This is a genomic window from Enterococcus sp. 9E7_DIV0242, assembly GCF_002140975.2.
Lineage (GTDB): Bacteria > Bacillota > Bacilli > Lactobacillales > Enterococcaceae > Enterococcus_L > Enterococcus_L clewellii.
Genome location: NZ_CP147247.1, coordinates 57363 through 74841, shown reverse-complemented (window position 1 = coordinate 74841; position 17479 = coordinate 57363). Strand labels below are relative to the sequence as shown.

The 17479-nt window shown below is 39.8% G+C and carries 17 protein-coding genes; all 17 read right to left on the bottom strand.

The window, feature by feature from the left end; translation table 11 throughout:
* Nucleotides 1-64: 64 nt before the first annotated feature.
* Nucleotides 65-1000: an ornithine carbamoyltransferase gene (argF, locus tag A5888_RS00390; RefSeq protein WP_086347316.1), complete on the bottom strand. Its 936-nt coding sequence runs from the start codon at nt 998-1000 to the stop codon at nt 65-67.
* A complete protein-coding gene (locus tag A5888_RS00385; protein WP_086347315.1) occupies nt 993-2147 on the bottom strand; it encodes an acetylornithine transaminase in 1155 nt (384 codons plus the stop codon). The genes argF and A5888_RS00385 overlap by 8 nt, the downstream gene beginning before the upstream one ends.
* Entirely contained in the window at nt 2144-2896 is a 753-nt protein-coding gene (gene argB / locus A5888_RS00380) for an acetylglutamate kinase (RefSeq protein ID WP_086347314.1), read from the bottom strand. Before argB ends, A5888_RS00385 begins: the two co-directional genes overlap by 4 nt.
* 20 nt (nt 2897-2916) lie before the next feature.
* Entirely contained in the window at nt 2917-4110 is a 1194-nt protein-coding gene (argJ, locus tag A5888_RS00375) for a bifunctional glutamate N-acetyltransferase/amino-acid acetyltransferase ArgJ (protein WP_086347313.1), read from the bottom strand.
* 14 nt (nt 4111-4124) lie between these two features.
* Nucleotides 4125-5153: an N-acetyl-gamma-glutamyl-phosphate reductase gene (argC, locus tag A5888_RS00370; protein ID WP_086347312.1), complete on the bottom strand. Its 1029-nt coding sequence runs from the start codon at nt 5151-5153 to the stop codon at nt 4125-4127.
* A 239-nt stretch (nt 5154-5392) separates the two neighbouring features.
* Nucleotides 5393-6094 (bottom strand): DUF554 domain-containing protein, encoded by a 702-nt coding sequence (locus tag A5888_RS00365; protein WP_086347311.1) that lies wholly within the window; start codon nt 6092-6094, stop codon nt 5393-5395.
* Between the two features lie 319 nt (nt 6095-6413).
* Nucleotides 6414-7427, bottom strand: coding sequence for a lipid II:glycine glycyltransferase FemX (locus A5888_RS00360; RefSeq protein WP_086347310.1), 1014 nt, complete (start codon nt 7425-7427; stop codon nt 6414-6416).
* A 180-nt stretch (nt 7428-7607) separates the two neighbouring features.
* Nucleotides 7608-8414, bottom strand: coding sequence for an MBL fold metallo-hydrolase (locus A5888_RS00355; protein ID WP_086347309.1), 807 nt, complete (start codon nt 8412-8414; stop codon nt 7608-7610).
* A 51-nt stretch (nt 8415-8465) separates the two neighbouring features.
* A complete protein-coding gene (locus A5888_RS00350; protein WP_086347308.1) occupies nt 8466-9335 on the bottom strand; it encodes a two-component system regulatory protein YycI in 870 nt (289 codons plus the stop codon).
* Nucleotides 9335-10636 carry a YycH family regulatory protein gene (locus A5888_RS00345; protein ID WP_086347307.1) on the bottom strand — a complete coding sequence of 434 codons (1302 nt, stop codon included), beginning with the start codon at nt 10634-10636 and terminating at the stop codon, nt 9335-9337. The genes A5888_RS00350 and A5888_RS00345 overlap by 1 nt, the downstream gene beginning before the upstream one ends.
* On the bottom strand, nt 10633-12462 hold the full coding sequence (gene walK, locus A5888_RS00340; protein ID WP_086347306.1) for a cell wall metabolism sensor histidine kinase WalK: 1830 nt from the start codon (nt 12460-12462) through the stop codon (nt 10633-10635). The genes A5888_RS00345 and walK overlap by 4 nt, the downstream gene beginning before the upstream one ends.
* Before the next feature lie 7 nt (nt 12463-12469).
* Nucleotides 12470-13174 (bottom strand): response regulator YycF, encoded by a 705-nt coding sequence (gene yycF, locus A5888_RS00335; protein WP_086347305.1) that lies wholly within the window; start codon nt 13172-13174, stop codon nt 12470-12472.
* Nucleotides 13175-13491: 317 nt separating this feature from the next.
* Nucleotides 13492-14160: an MIP/aquaporin family protein gene (locus tag A5888_RS00330; protein WP_086347304.1), complete on the bottom strand. Its 669-nt coding sequence runs from the start codon at nt 14158-14160 to the stop codon at nt 13492-13494.
* Nucleotides 14161-14332: 172 nt separating this feature from the next.
* The gene (locus A5888_RS00325; RefSeq protein WP_086347303.1) at nt 14333-15193 is read right to left on the bottom strand and encodes a DegV family protein; all 861 of its coding nucleotides are present in this window, start codon (nt 15191-15193) and stop codon (nt 14333-14335) included.
* A 2-nt stretch (nt 15194-15195) separates the two neighbouring features.
* Nucleotides 15196-15744: a DUF1836 domain-containing protein gene (locus A5888_RS00320; RefSeq protein ID WP_422389740.1), complete on the bottom strand. Its 549-nt coding sequence runs from the start codon at nt 15742-15744 to the stop codon at nt 15196-15198.
* Between the two features lie 323 nt (nt 15745-16067).
* On the bottom strand, nt 16068-16712 hold the full coding sequence (locus A5888_RS00315; protein ID WP_283160553.1) for a TIGR01906 family membrane protein: 645 nt from the start codon (nt 16710-16712) through the stop codon (nt 16068-16070).
* Nucleotide 16713: 1 nt separating this feature from the next.
* The gene (locus tag A5888_RS00310; protein WP_086347302.1) at nt 16714-17478 is read right to left on the bottom strand and encodes a TIGR01457 family HAD-type hydrolase; all 765 of its coding nucleotides are present in this window, start codon (nt 17476-17478) and stop codon (nt 16714-16716) included.
* Nucleotide 17479 lies beyond the last annotated feature (1 nt).

Below are 17479 nucleotides of genomic sequence, written 5' to 3'. Positions count from 1 at the left end.
TTTAGAGTAAAGATTGACCGCTTTAATTAAATAAAAAACGTAACAACTACAGACTAAACTTGCTTCACACGTCTTTCATCACTTTGACCATTAATGCTTTTTGTGCATGCAATCGATTTTCTGCTTCTTGATAAATAACAGAGTGTTCGCCATCGATCACAGATGCTGTGACCTCTTCACCACGATGAGCAGGCAGGCAATGTAAAAACGTAAAGTCTTTCTTGGCATGCTTCACCAAGGCATCATTCACCTGATACTTATGAAAAGCAACTTCTCGTTCCTTTTGCTCCGCTTCACTTCCCATACTTGCCCACACATCAGTAACTACTACATCGGCATTCTTCACTGCTTCGATTGGATTTTCTGTAAGTACGATCTCACTGCCTGTTTTTATCGCGATTTCCTCCGCTAATTGAGTAAACTCGACTTTTGGTTCATAGCCGACAGGTGATGCAATCGAAATGTCCATCCCTACAATACTGCCACCAAGCAGAAAGGAATGAGCCATATTATTTCCATCTCCTACATAGGCCAATTTTAAACCAGCCAGCTTATTTTTTTCTTCATAGATTGTCATAAAATCAGCTAAAACCTGACAGGGATGGTGATTATCCGTTAGCCCGTTGATGATTGGAATAGAGGCTTCTTCAGCTAATTCCTGAACGACTTGATCTGAATAAGTCCGAATCATAATACCGTCTACATAAGACGACAGAACATTTGCTGTATCTTTGACCGGCTCCCCTCTTCCCATTTGAGTATTTTTACTGTCCAAAACAATCGCCTGCCCACCTAGTTGAATAATTCCTGCTTCAAAAGAGACCCGTGTTCGCGTACTGTTTTTCTCGAAAATCATTGCTAAAATCTTTCCAGACAATGCGGTGTTATACTCCTTAGGATTCTTTTTCATCGCAATCCCGAGCTGAATGATTTCATGAAAATCTTCTTTCGTCAGTTCCGTTAAATCTAAAATACTTTTTCCTAAAAGCGTGTCAGACATGTGCTAATTCCTCCAATACTTGGTCGATTTTTTCTATTCCTTCTGTAAGTTCATTTTCAGTAATTGTCAATGGTGGCAACAAGCGCAGAACTGTCGAACCTGCTTTTAAAACAAGAACATTCTTTTGCTGCAACTTATCTATAGCGAGCTCCAAGAGTTGTCTATCTGATAGCTCAATACCAATCATCAAGCCCATTCCTCGCACATTCGTAACAATCGGATTACCGCTTAAACATTTCTCGAGTGTTTCCATTGCGAACAAGCCTTTTTTCTTGGTATCAGCCAAAAATTCTGGCTGACGAATGAGTGATACAACCTCTCCGGCAACAGCCATCGCTAGTTTATTTCCACCAAAGGTTGAACCATGGCTCCCCGCTTGAAATGCGTCTGCATATTTCGCTTTGCCGAGCATCGCGCCGACTGGAAACCCATTGCCAAGACCTTTCGCCAAAGTGATAACATCAGGCGTAATATCATAGGCTTCAGACACATAGAAAGCGCCTGTTCGCCCAATACCTGTCTGCACCTCATCTACAATCACTAAAGAACCGTTTTTCTCACAAAGTGCGACCACTTGCTTGATCCACTGTTTTTCAGCTGGAATCACACCACCCTCTCCTTGAATCAGTTCCAACATAACAGCCGCCGTATTTCCATCTAGCTCCTGCTCTAATTTATCCAATGCATTATATGGAACATACGCAAATTCCGGCAATAATGGATAAAATCCTTGATGAATTGCAGCTTGTCCTGTAGCACTCATAGCGCCAAAGGTCCTACCATGAAAGGATTGTTCAAAGGTGATGATTTTGCTTCTGCCCGTTGCTTTACGGGCCAATTTTATAGCTGCTTCATTTGCTTCAGCCCCACTATTACAAAAATAGGCTAAATAGTCAGAGGCACCGGCTAACTGTTTTGCCAGGTCTTCTTGAAGACTGTTTTCGTATAGATTGGGTGTGTGCCAAATTTTTTCAGATTGCTCTTTTAAAACTTGATTAAGCACCGGATGATTATAGCCTAAATTGACAACGCCGATCCCACTAGTAAAATCAAGATATTTTTTTCCGTCAGAATCAATCAAATAGTTCTTATCCCCTGCAACAAACTCGATGTTTTTTCGTTTATAGTTTGGAAATAACTGTGTCATACCAGCACCTTCTTTCCTTGGATCACTGTACCCTTTTTCAAAATATCATCTGTGATATGAATACTACTAACTCCGGCATGAAGAGCAGCCATGGCACTTTTGACTTTAGGAATCATCCCTCCTGTGATAACCTGCTCCTCTATTAATTGATCGGTCTCTGCTACTGAAATGTCTTGTAGATACACGCCGTCCTTTCTGATACCCGCTACATCGGTTAATAAGTAAAGTGCCTCTGCGTCTAAAGCTGAAGCGACATGACAAGCTGTATCATCTGCATTGATATTCAACCATTTACCAGAAGCTGTCAGTCCAAGAGGAGCAATAATCGGAATATACCCTTTTTCAAGAAGGTCGACCAGTAAATCCGTTCGAATTTCCGTTACTTTTCCAACATGCCCAAGTGCTTGTTTATCCAAATACTCGCCCAAAATGATGCCGTTGCTTGAGGCGTTCAGCCCAACAGCAGAGAGATTCTGTTGCTGAAATCTAGAGGTGATCAACGGTTGAACCTGACCAATCAAGACCATTTGTGTAATTTTTAGTACCTCATTCGTTGTGACGCGCAGCCCTTCCTTATGACAGACGGGAACCTTTAAGCGAGTCATCATTTCAGAGATATAGTGTCCCCCACCATGTATGATGATGATTTTTTTACCTTCTGACCGCCATGCGTGTATTTGCTGAAAAAACTCTTCTGTCAAACAGTCCCCAGCAGCGCCGCCAATTTTTATAACTAACAATTCATCCAAATAAACTGCTCCTCTCTGTCTTAGGTATGGTATAGTGCGTTGATTTCTACATATTTGTACGTCAGATCGCAGCCCCAGGCAGTTCCTGTTTTTGTGCCATCCTGAAGATCAACGAGAATCATAATTTTGTCCTGTACAAGAATCTCTCTCATTTTCATTTCATCAAAGCTTTGCGGCTGACTATTGATCAGTACTGGCAATCCACCAATTGAGATGGTTACTTTTTCAGGATCGATAGATGGGTCTGCGTACCCAATTGCACAAATGATTCTGCCCCAATTAGGGTCTGCACCAAACATCGCTGTTTTTACCAAGGAAGAGCCGACAATTTTTTTCGCAATCATTCTGGCTGTCAGCTGATCCTTCGCGTGAGTGACGGCTGCTTCGATCAGCTTGGTCGCACCCTCACCATCCTGAGCAATCATTTTAGCAAGCTCTTCCATTACAACACGAAGCATCGCAGTAAATTCTTGATATCCTTCACTTTCTTTTTGGATGAAAGGATTGCCGGCTGCTCCATTGGCCATGACTAGAACCATGTCATTGGTCGAGGTGTCACCATCAACAGTGATTTGATTAAACGTTTGATCCGTTATGTGCTTCAAGGTCTCTTGCAGCAGCTGATTTTTAATTGCTGCATCTGTCGTGATAAAGGCCAACATCGTCGCCATATTCGGATGAATCATTCCAGAACCCTTAGCAACGCCTGCCATCGTTACCATTTCCCCATCTATTTCACTCATAACAACGATTTCCTTTGTTCGTGTATCTGTCGTTAAAATAGCCTCGTGAAAATGTCCAGGCGTTCCTTCTGTTTTATTCAAGCCGAAGATTCCTTTTTTGATGGTTGTCATCGGTAATTCTTGTCCAATAACACCCGTTGATGCAACAGCTACACTCCCAGAAGAAACACCTAACTTTTGTGCAGCCATTTGTTGCATCTCCTGGGCATGAAGAAGGCCATTTTTTCCCGTACAGGCATTCGCATTTCCCGAGTTTACGATTATTGCCTGTAAGTAATCCGATTTCAGGGCTTGTTTTGTTACTTGAATTGGTGCTGCCTGAACGGCGTTGGTCGTGAATACGCCTGCCGCTTGCGCCGGATACTCTGAATAGATCCAGCCGATATCTTTTCTTTTCCGCTTTAGTCCGCTGTGAAAGCCGTCTGCGTAAAAGCCCTTTGGTGAAGCAATTGTCCCGTTGATTGTTTTCATACTTTTTTATCTCCCTATGGATAGATTGATACATGCAGTAATCCTTCTGTTTCAGAAAAACCAGCAAAAAGATTCATGTTTTGAATCGCCTGACCTGCTGCACCCTTTCCTAAATTATCAATTGTTGTAACGAGTGTGATCATTCCTGTAGCTTCATTTACAGACAAACCAATGTCACAGAAATTCGTCCCGATAATCTGCTTCAACACTGGAAAACGATTTTCTTCTTGTATACGAATGAATGTTTTCCCCTCATAGCAACGTCGGTAAAGTTCGAGCAGCTCTTTGGGCTCTATTTTATTCTTAGGCTTTGCATACGCAGTCATAAAAATTCCTCTTGTCACAGGAATCAACGATGTCGTAAACTGAATCCCTGTAAGCGCTGGCTCCCAACGCTGAAACTGCTGAATAATTTCGGGAATGTGCTGGTGCTCATTCATTTTATAGACACTCATATTGTCATTTGCTTCAATAAAATGACTAGCTTGAGTCAAGCCTTTTCCTGCTCCAGATAGTCCAGATTTCCCATCAATAATGATGGAATCCAGTTCTATGAGCTGTTCTTGTAATAATGGAGCAAAGCTTAGCTCTGCAGCAGTCGCGTAGCAGCCGGGATTCGCTATAAATGGTTTTGAAATATCTGCTCTATATTCAGCCAACCCATAATCAAAGGCCTCAATCAATGGATAATGGGCAGCTTCTTTTTTGTACCACTTTTCATAAGCCCCCTGTTCCTCCAATCGAAAATCACCCGACAAATCGATTAGTGGAAACCCATTTTTAACAAATGGTGCCGCAACTTCTTTTGAAATTCCCGATGGCAAAGCTAAAAATACCAAATCACTCTGTGCCATGATTTTCTCTGGATTTATTGGCTCTAAAGGAAGTGATAGCAATCCCTTAAGATAAGGATAAAACGTATCGATCGATTGATTCTCCGTCTGACTATGAATAGAAACGATCTCAACATAAGGATGAGTATGCAAATAGCGAATTACCTCTAATCCACTGTAACCAGTTGCACCAATTATAGAAACCTTCATTTATTTTCACCTCTTCATTTTCTTTTCATAAAAAAGAAACGTTTTTCACATTATAGTTTCATAACCGGATGAAGTCAATGGTTTTTTATTAATTTATTCGTAAATATAGAAAAAATATGCATTTTAAAGCGATAAAAATGAATATTAATAATGTATAATTGTTTATTTATGCAAAAAGAAGCATGTGAGATAACAGAAATCTATTTCTGCTGTCTCACACGCTTCGTTATTCATTATAATCAGAAAAAATAAAATTGTCCTATAATCAAAAGTATCAGGATAATAATTCCAGGTAGATAATTCGATACTCTAATTTTTGTTAATCCGGTGATATTCAACCCAATTGCAAGAATCATTAGTCCACCGATACCGCTAATTCCAGTCATTAGTAAATCAAGTAACGCTTCTGGAACGTAACCCATCAACAAGCTCGCTGCTATTGCGATAATGCCCTGATACAGCAGAACCGGAACAGATGAGAATAAAACCCCGACTCCCAGTGTTGCTGTAAGCATGATTGCCATAAAGCCATCCATGACGGATTTAGTAAAAAGCGTCTGGTGATTGCCTGACACGCCACTCTCGATTGCTCCGATAATGGCCATTGATCCAACAAGGAATATTAAAGAGGCTGTGACAAAGCCTTCCGCAAAATTACTACCCGATTTCGCAAACCGTTTTTCCAGATACAAACCAAAGCGATTCATCCGATCCTCGATTTTTGCCAGCTCACCAATCATTGCTCCTAAGCACAAACTGATCAACACAAGAATAAAGGATTCTGCCTTAAATGACATCTGAATCCCCAAAGCAATGACACCTAGCCCAATTCCCTTCGTTACTGTATCCTTCGTTTCCTCACTCAAATTCCGCAATACTGCCCCCGCTAAGCTACCTGCAACTATCGCTGCTGCATTGACGATTGCCCCCAATAAAATCATACTTTCCCCTCCATCAAAGACTGATACTCACCCGTATTGAGTGTTCTTCAAGTCTCCCTTAAAAATACATAAACAGACAATTGACGCTCCATTCTTTTCTCTCATACGATTCAATAGAATGAGAAATACTTCACACAAAAATTAGCAGTAAAGCCAAAAACAGTAAGATTATCTTTCATTGACTGTACAAAACAGTGCGGCACTGATCTTACAAGTATTTAAGGTTTATTTCTTCGCTTAATACTCATTCTCACTCTCGATTTTTCTATTATAGCATGTTATTTTCAGAATATTCTAAGATAATTTCAGAAATAGTGAATTATTCCGCATTAAATTGTTCATAGGCTGTTTGGTCATATACTTTATCGATTTCCCCAATAAATTCTGTCGGCGTGTCTGGACGAACAAAGCCATTTTTAAATTGGTACAACCCATCATCATTGCACAGTTCAAACACGCCACCAAAATCATACCCTTCCTTTTTTTCTGTTAACGCCCACTTGATCCCCTCCCAGTTAACCAAATAAGGGGCCATCAACACTTGATTTTCATGCGTACTTCCTGCATACATATACCAGACCTTGCGCCCAGATAAAAAGCACAGCCCGCCAGCATCTGGTACACCTTGGATTGAAACAAGGATGATCTTCATTTTCCCAGATGCAAGAAAGGAGTCCGCCAAGCGTTCAAAATAGGCCTTTGGTCGATAAGATATTCCGTGGCGTTCGCTAGTGGTTGCATACAAATTATAGAAAATTTCCAGATCCGTGCGATCAGAAGAAATCCTACTTTCCAATCCATTTTTCTCAGCATAGCGTATGCGATACCTTGTTTTTCCATAAAAACCCGCCAAAACTTCTTCTTCTGTTTTTCCTTTTAAATTCACAATCATGTTATACCTTGGCTGAATCGTTCCCTTGCCACTTAATCCTCTGTTTCGTACAATAAATCCAGCTGTTCTTAATTGCTTGTCGAGCACTTCAGTGTATAGGTATTCAGGATCCATTCTTAAAAGAAATACGTCTCTTTTTTTCAATTCAAGTTCCGCTTCTTGAATCAGTTGTTGCATATAATCGACTGAAACTTTGTCCATTACCGGACCTTTCGTGACATAGGCAAATCGTTTTTCACCAACATTTTTGATCATTAAAATGGACATTGCTGCAACAATTTTTCCAGCTTCTTCCAAATAGACATATAAAGGTTCCCAGCACTCCTTTGCCTTACTCCAGCTCGTTTCCTGTGTAATTGATCCGTATTTAGCGTGTTGAACAAACCGATCATAGTCTTCCATTATGTTTTTATTTTTCACGTCATTCGTAATTATTGGCATTCGTATCCACTCCTTTTTATCAAAGATTACGATACACCTATGTACTTAAATCTACCTTAAAGCCTTCAGTCAGAACCCCCGATGCAAAAAAGTATTTCTTAGTAAAACTATTATAAGAAGAAGTTCGAAAAAAAAAAGAACCACAGCCTTATTTTGCTGTAGTTCTCAATCTTTTCATTATTATATCGAAAACAATCCTGTTGCGGATTCCGGATCAGTATCATAGACATTAAAAGTATGCCCAACACCTAGTCCGTATTCCTTCAAAATTGATTCCATCGCCATTTGAGCGAGTTCCTTCATATTGTTTTCCTTACTCAAATGTCCCAGATAGATGCGTTTAGTATTGGGACCAATCACATCAGCCATAACCAAGGCTCCATCATCGTTGGAAAGATGTCCTTGATCACCGAGGATACGCTGCTTCAAGCTCCATGGATACGCTCCTGCCCGCAGCATCCCTAAATCATGATTGCTTTCAATCAAGTACGCATCTGCATCACGAACAATTCCTCGAACATGATCACTGCAATACCCCGTGTCTGTCAAAATAACAAACGATTTATTTTCCTTATGAAAACGATAGAATTGAGGCGCAGCCGCATCATGAGATACGCCAAAGCTTTCAACATCCATATCGCCCATTGTAAGCACTTTTCCCATCTCAAAAATATGCTTTTGTTCCAAAGCAACATGGCCGATCAAAGGGTCCATCGCTTGCCATGTCTTTTCATTAGCATAAACATCCAGCTTGTATTTTCGTGCTAAAACACCTACACCGTGTATATGATCCCGATGTTCATGTGTCACAAGAACTGCATCCAGCTCATCCGGTGTGCGTCCAACCTCCGCCAATAGCGACGTGATTTTTTTCCCACTCAGTCCGGCATCCACCAGTATTTTCTTCTCTTTCGTCTCTATGAAAAGGGAATTGCCGGTACTGCCGCTGGCAAGCACACTGACATTAAAAGTACTTTCCTGATCCATCTTTACGCTTCCCTTCGTTTCAATTCCTTACAGCACTCTATTATACATTCATCAGCCCTGATTTTCCACCCTTGTAACTGTATTATTTGTGATGATCGTGTTACTCATTGCATTGACTTGCTCAATCTGCAAGCTCGTTTCATTAGAAGATATCCCAATGAACCAAACTGGAACATAAACATTCTTTTCCCTGATTTGATAAATACAGCTATAGGCCAATTTTGAAAAAGTAATGGTTGAATTACTTGGTATTTTACTATTGATATACAGCGTCTCCACTGCTTCATGTTCCGTATATAACGAGGTTTTTTCTCTTAGCTTCTCAATATTTTCAATATGATATTGCGTATAGGTTGCTATTTTAAACAGCTCATCTGTCTCATGTTTTTCCAAAGAAAGCGAGATTTCTGCACTGTCATCTCTAAATGCAATCCCTTCATAAACTTGAGAGACCGTTATCTCCGGAAAATCACCTGTCAAATTGGAAAACTGACTGTTATAGGTATATTCATTACCAAACAGAACATTCTCATTATTTGATAAAAATTCAGACAATGTTGTCTCCACATTCTTGGGATCTATATAATAATTTGCAGTAGGGTATCGAATCATCCCATTTTCAATAATATCCGTATTATAACGAAACAGGTTATTATCCCCCTGTTCAATACGTTTCTGCTGAACCATTTCATAAAAATTAGTTTTTTCCCCACTGAGATAATAACCTTCGATTTGGGCTGTAGAGAATGTGCCTTTATGCTCAATATTTTCCTTTTTCAAGCGGTGTTCCAAGCTTTCTGCTCGATCGGAATAAGAGACATTTCTTTCGTCCTGTACCCCTTCACGATAGATCCCAAACAGAAAAATATTGACACCGAAAAACACGAGAAAGAAGATCCACTCGATTCGTTTAAAATCCATTACTGCACCTCCCAGTTTGCGAGTTTTTCCAGTAACTCACGCTCTGGAAACCACTGGTCACGATAATAGATGTACCATTCAGGCATCAAATCCACTACCTGTTTGGTCTCCTCAAGCCGTTGCCACGTATACCCAATAATGATTGATTTGATTTCTGCTTCATCCGCACCATAAGCAATCAACGTATCCAATAAATCCGTCGAATCTTTCAACGTGATCTCTTCTTCAGAAGGAATTGGCACCTGAATTGTATCAACGCTGGTATCAATCGTTATCTTTGCCTGATCTGAATTCAGTTCAGTAGCTGCTACTTTTACCTGTCCCCGGTTGCTTTCACTGAAAACAGGGAACCCTTCTACAAAGGTTCGGTAGTTCACTGTTTCATTAGAGGTATCAAAATAGCGCAGATTTCCAATATTTGCCCCTAATTTTTTCACATATTTAAAGCTAGCTGAAAAAATATTCTGTTTCTCAGATTCACTCTTCAAGTTCCCATTGAAATGAATCGTCCCCAATTCATTGACCGTCAATTTTTCAGAACCCTTAGCATAAGAAATATCCGCACTTTCTTCATTCGTTTGAATATTTTCTGTATCGTTGAAAAAAGCATTCCTAAAAAGGGTTATCGGCTGTGAAGCTAGAATGTAACTATACTTCTTCAATTTCAATCCTTTTACCATATAGTAAGATTTATTCGAAAGCTCTGAGCGTTCAGCGATCTCAAAATAAGTTACTCCATCTTTGTCTAGTAGAGGCTCCACCTCTTCACGACTAAGAGATATCGTCGCTTGATAAACAATTTTATGGTTAAAATCAAAGAAAAAAATCTTCTTCTCATCAAAATCAACCTGAATACGATTGAAGTACGCATCCTCCATAGCTACCTCAGGCTCACCGGTATCGATGCCATATGTCATGAGGTATTCAGAAAGTAAGAATCGTCCCTCATACATCAGCTCAACGCCTTGATGCTCCGCATAATAACGATCAAACGCCTCATCATCCCCATTAACAGCGATAGATAATGGACCAAACTCACTTTCACTGATCAGCTTTTGAACAGAACCAATCAAGCTCTCACTGGCAGTCAAGGTCGACTCTGTTTCCATCATTCTCACCAAACGGATAGGAGCGAAGGTCTCCTGACTGGTCCGTTCTTTGATTGTTGTAGTAATCGTTGTTTCCCCTTGATTGACTGTTTCTTTGTTAGATGAACTAACCCAAATCGACCATGAAAAATACAAGCTGAGGATGATCATCGCAATCAAGCCGGGGCGAATCAATTTCTCTAAAAATGTCATTCCCACCATACCTCCTCATAAGGTTCATAAGGAAGGGAGATGTAGAACGTTGAGCCCTGTCCTTCTGTACTTTCAACCCAGATTGAACCGTTATGGGCCTTAATTACTTCCTTGGAAATCGCCAGACCCAGTCCAGTCCCACCTTGCGCACGTGCTCTGGCTTTATCCACTCTATAGAAACGTTCAAATACTTTATTGACATCCTTTTTCGGGATACCCAAGCCATTATCAGTAATACTGAAAACAACATTACTATGCGTTTCAAGTAATCGACAGATGATTTCTCCTCCGTCTGGAGAATATTTTATGGCATTGTTCATGATATTATCCAACACCTGAATGATTTTATCCGGGTCCAACTCCACCCAAAGATCCCGCTTAGTAAATTCCCGACGAATCGTAAATTTCTTATCATTATTCTCAACCATCATATCAAAACGGTCCAAGACAAAATTAATCAGCTCATTGAAATTGACATATTCTAATTGAAGCTCAGAATTTCCTGAGTCCATCCGTGACAGATTCAGCAAATCATTGATCATACGAATCATGCGGTCCGTTTCTTCCAAGGTAACTCTTAAGAAATCCGGCGCAACTTCCGGATTTTGCCAGGCGCCTTCATTCAACGCTTCAATATAACTTCGCATACTCGTTAGCGGTGTACGTAACTCATGAGAGACATTCGATACAAACTCCCGACGTTCCCGCTCATTTTTCTCCTGTTCCGTTACATCGTGCATTACGCAGACCAGCCCAGTAATAAATCCAGATTCGCGTCTGATCATAGCAAAATCAACCTTAAGGATCATCTGATCTGCTTCTTCATCAGATTGTGAGCGATCGATCAGCAGCTCATCCGGTTCTTCCAAAAGCTTCCGCAAGGTATAGTCCTCGTCAATATCCAACAGCTCCAACAGAGACATGCCAATGGCTTCCTCTGCCTTTACATTCAGTAATGTCGTAGCCATCTCATTGATCGTGATGACCTTCCCACGGCGGTCTGCCGCAACAACGCCATCAGTCATATGAGTCAACACACTATCTAAACGGTTTCGTTCTGACTCCATTGTTTCTTGAGCTTCTTCCACTCGCTCGCTCAATTGATTAAACGTTTCTGCCAATTGACCAAGCTCGTCTTTTCCATAAACCTTGACTTTCCCACTATAATCGCCTCGTGCGATTCGAAGGGCTTGTTCCTTCATTTCACCGATCGGCTGTGTGATCGATCGAGAAATCAGCAAGGTCACAATAATTGAAATCACGCCTGCAATCAATGAAGCCGTGAAAAAAATTCGAGCAATGTTAGTGACTTCCTCGTACTTGCTTTCAATATTACTTTTAACAAAAACAGCCCCAATGACTGCATCACCAGTCGGGGAATGGATTGGCTGTATATTGATATATACTCTTCTTCCACTTTCCACAGCAGCATATTTATTGCTGGTCAAATTATTCAAGTCAGCATATTCATTTTTCTTTCCCACGATTCCTTGGAGATTCAAATCACTCGTCGCGCGAACGATCCCTTTATCATCGATTACTCGAACTTCTAAAAATTCACTATTTGAATAACTACTTAACAGACGTTTCAAATCTGAATCGATTTCTGTTCGCTCTTGATCTTCACTACCAAGTGGACTGCTTAAAACATTGACTAGCTGTGTCACTTGACGATCGACATTATTTTTATATTCGCTAATTGTTGTGGTTTCCAACTCGCGGATAAAATAGCCGCCAATGATCTGAATTGCGATCACAAGCAGCAGGATAAATGAAATAGCAATCTTAAAATTGACGGACTGAAAAAAGTTAACCTTTTTTCTCATAACTCAATTACTCCTGTTCAGGATTTCTTAAATAGTAGCCTACCCCACGTCTGGTAACCAGATAAGTCGGGTGACTTGGGTTGTCTTCAATTTTTTCACGTAGACGACGAACTGTTACATCAACTGTTCTGACATCTCCGAAATAATCATAGCCCCATACAGTCTGCAATAAATGTTCTCTTGTCATAACCTGACCAATATGTTTTGCCAGATAAAACAGCAACTCAAACTCTCTATGGGTCAATTCAATTTTCTCCCCACGTTTAGAAACCATATATGCATCCGGATGGATCGTTAAATCACCGATCGTCAGTTCAGACGGCACAGCTTCCTCAGCCTCTTTCACGCTTGCTACACCGCGTCGAAGATTTGCCTTAACTCGAGCAACTAACTCTCTATTTGAGAATGGTTTTGTGACATAATCATCTGCGCCAAGCTCTAGCCCGAGTACTTTATCGATTTCAGAATCCTTTGCAGTAACCATGATAATCGGCATATCATATGTTTTTCGAATTTCTCTAGCTACTTCCAATCCGTCGATTTTAGGAAGCATCAAATCAAGCAAGACCAAATCCGGTTCTTCTTCTTTTACTTTCTCTAAAGCTTCTTCCCCATCATAGGCAGTAAATACTTCATACCCTTCTTTAACAAGATTGTATTTTACAATCTCCGAAATCGGCTTTTCATCATCTACAACTAATATTTTTTTCATAAAGAGGCACCTCTTTTTCTTCATTCTACTTTTTAGTATCTGTTGTTGTTTAACATTATACCTTATTTTATCAAGTCTTTCATCTTTGCTTACTGATTTTTCCAATTTCGAAACCTAGAAAAGCGAGATAACCAATCAATCAACTTGTTCTCTTCCTATTCTATTCCTATTTCGATGAAAAAAACAACCAGAAAGGCTGAATGTGCCTCCACAAAGAAACATCCAGACAATTTAGCCCATTTCCTTAGATCGATCTAAGTGTTTCGGCGAACAAAAAAAAGAACTGAGACATATTTGTATGTCCAGTCCTTTATTTCTTATACTTCTTCTGTGTCTAAAACGTATTTAGCAACAAGTGCTGCCAACAGTCCACCAATTAGTGGTGCAACGATGAATACCCACAGCTGAGATAATGCATCTCCACCTGCGAAGATTGCAGGACCCAAGCTTCTTGCCGGGTTAACAGAAGTACCTGTCAATGGAATACCCACCAAGTGAACCATCGTCAAAGTCAACCCAATAACGATACCTGCAAGCTTGGCATTGCCTTTTTTAGCGCTTGTCACAGTCATGATGACTAAAACAAAAATGAACGTCAGAATAACTTCCACAGCTAATGCACCTACAGTCGTTAGATCGCCAAAGCCATTTTGTCCAAGGTTCGCAGTATCACTGCCGCTCGCATTCAGAATCGTCAATAAAGTGAATGTTGCAATTATTGCACCAATAACCTGACCAACAATATAAAAGATAAATTCTTGTGTTGTGATGCGCTTGTTGACCCACATCCCCAAAGAAACAGCTGGATTCAGATGTGCACCTGAAACTGTCCCGATACTATAGGCAGCAGCTACGATCGTCAACCCGAATGCTAATGCGATACCTGTTGTACCGATCCCATCCATCCCGTTTCCAAGTACTGCTGTTGCTGTTCCGAAAAATACCAAAATAAATGTACCAATAAGTTCTGCTATTGCTTTTTTCAAAATTTTTCTCCCCTTTCATCTTAATGAGTTTAACATAACGCATGTTTTTTTAAAATACTTTTTTCATGAAATTTTCATATAAAAAAGCAAGATGATTTTCACTTATCATCTTGCTTCATTCTAGCACAATCCTGTACTGGTTCAATTATTTAGCTCATGTCGAGTTTTCTGTCTAATCTTCCAGTATCTGAATGCCTATTCCAAGAAGACCAGGACCTGTATGGACGACTAAGGCCGGACTAATATTGCCGAAGTAAATTTCCTCTGCTTGCGGGAAATGTTCTTTTAATTTTTGGTAGAATGTTTTCGCATCTTCCTCCGCTTCACCATGCGCAACAGCCAAAGATATCTTTTTATGGTTTCCGACAAACTCTTTAATTAATTCAAATGTCTTTTCAAGACTTTTCTTTCTTCCACGCGCTTTAGAAACAGTATAGTAGACCCCCTGTTCATTACACGAAATAATTGGATTCAACTTTAGAGCATTACCCAAAATAGAAGCAACCAAACCAATTCGACCGCCTTTTTGCAAATATTCCAATGTTGCTACATTGAAATAAATCTTGGAACGTTTGACATTTTCTTCTGTTTTTACTTTGATGTCTTCCCATGAATCGCCATTCTCAATCATTTTCGCCGCTTCGATCACTTGTAACCCGGCAGCGATTCCTATGTTTTTCGTATCAAGGACAAAAGACTCCAATGCAGGAAAATCTTCGGCAATCAAGCGAACGATATTATGTGTCCCGCTTAATCCACTGGAAATCGTCACTGCAAGAAGCTTTTCATAGCCATCTTCTTTGATTTTTTCAAAAATCTTAGTTATTGTTGCGCCATCAGGCAAAGAAGTACTTGGTATCTCCTGTGGTAAGCGACGGTACACTTCCTCAGGTGTAATATCTACTTTATCCGTATATACACGATCTTTGTAGATGATTTGTAGTGGAATAACATATATATTGTATTTTTCAACTAGCTCCTGTGGGACATCTGTACCAGAATCGACAAGTAGAGCAATTTTTTCTTTATTCATGATTATCTCTCCATTTTCTTCAAATATAGTTGTTCCAGCTCAATAACCTTCTCACTAAGCATCTTTGTCGCAAATGATAGGGTTGCTGCTTTTGCGGCAAGCAACTCTGTAGGGATCGGCTCAGAAAATGTCCCGATGGGCTCTTCTTCTAGTGCCTGACAGACAACTACTTTCAATGCTTTTTCCTGTTCACTGACAAACAGATCATAGGCCTCGCGAATTCCGACAACGGCTCCTTGGAATAGGATTCCCTGCTTGATTTCCGGAATCGTCAAAACCTGCTTTAGTAAAGTGATCGCTATTAGAAAAGCCAAATGCTTTTGGTTGTATCTCTTCTTTTTAGGCGCAGGAATCAACCCTTGCTTCACATAGTTATTTACCATAGATGAAGTCAGTAATGTATGCTTTTCTGTTGTAATCAATGGAGACAAATACTTTTCAACTAAAGTGATTACTTGATCCATATATAAATCAATATCCGGAAGCTCATGCCATCTTGGCAAATGAACATCCTTTAACTCTTCTCCCCATGATTTCAATGAAGTTCTCATATCATTCAACAAAACACACCACCTTTTTCTTATAAAATAGTAACATATTTATAAGAATCATTCAATCTAGTTTCGAAAACCAGATAATATTTTATTATTTCTTAATCTTCCAATCACTAACAGAATCATTTCAGCTGTGAATCTTAGCTTGCAAACAACTACTTTTTAAATGATTTCTCCTGCCTACCCCAGTCTTAAAGTGGCTGTTCCATCAGGAATCTCTTATCACAAGTCTGAAAAAGCACAAAAAAACTTTGTGCTCGCCTCTATTAAGACAATTAACCAGTTTGTCTTTTAAGCGTACAACAAAGTTTTTTCTCTTCTTATTTACTTTTCTTCAACGCATTCCTTCCAACCCAATAGCCCGAAAAAAGAAGTCCTTCCAACAAAATAAAGAACAACAAAAAGCAGTGCATGAAAAAGGTTTCCGGTAAAACGTTAATGATTGGATCTGTCGCTGGATTAAATAACCATGCATCATTGTTAAAAAAGATACTGTGGAATTGTACAAAAAATTGATCGAATCCAATAAACATCAAGAACAATAAAATTAACGGCAGAAGCATTCCAATTCTAAATGGATTCATCAATCGCCACAACCACCCATTTTTCTTCAGATAGCGCAAGAAGAAGCCAGAAGGAATAATGGTCACTAGCAACACTGCATAATTTAGCAGAAACAACCGCTTTACTTCGTAGAAATGAAGTGCCCCACTTTCTGATACTGGAAAATCAGAGAGCTTCAAAGTTGTGACAAATGGATTATTGAGATACTGCATCAACTGATCGAAATTAGCAATCAGCTCTTTTTTTCCAATTGTCGTATAATCAAGAATTTCCAAATAATCAATATCAAAAATATATAATGGGCGAAAATTAATTGTAACTGTAATACATAGCGACACGATTGTTAAAAAAAGACAAAGAAATCCTGCATATTCTAAAATTAATCCCTTACGTTTTCCCATATCAGATGTTCCACTCATCCAAAGAATCAACAGTGTAGGTCGCTGCAGTAGGCAAATTTGGTACCTCTTCTTTTTGAGTAAAGCCTGACAGCACTAACAATGTATCAATACCATTTTTAATTCCGGCTTGAATGTCCGTTTCATAGTTATCACCAACCATAAGCACGTCCTCCTTCGTCATGCCAAGAGCCTTCACTGCTTCATTCATAATGACGGCATTTGGCTTACCAATCATCACAGGTGCTTGTTGAACAGCGGTTTCAACAAGTGCAATCATTGATCCTGCTCCTGGAAGTAGACCACGTTCAGTAGGAATGTTCTTATCTGGATTCGTACCAATGAAGGTTGCCCCTTTCCTAATAGCAAGAGTCGCTTTAACAAACTTTTCATAAGTAATTGCCGTGTCCAATCCGACAACAACATAATCCGGTGTCTCTTCATCCCAAACAAACCCGGCAGCTAAAATCAAATCAACCAGTCCGGATTCGCCGATCACATAAACCTTATTTCCTTTATTCTCTTCTTTCATGTAATCGATTGTTGCCAGACTTGCTGTATAAATAGCAGCAGCAGGTACATGAATATCGAATTCCATTGCCAGCCGTTGTGCAACAGCCTCCGGAGTTTTTGTCGTATTGTTTGTAACGAAAAGAAAAGGCTGCTCACTCTGTTGGAGTCGCTCCACAAATCTTTTTCCAGCAGGAATAATTTCTTTGCCGAGATAAATCGTTCCATCTAAATCAATTAAGTAGCCCTTATATGTCATT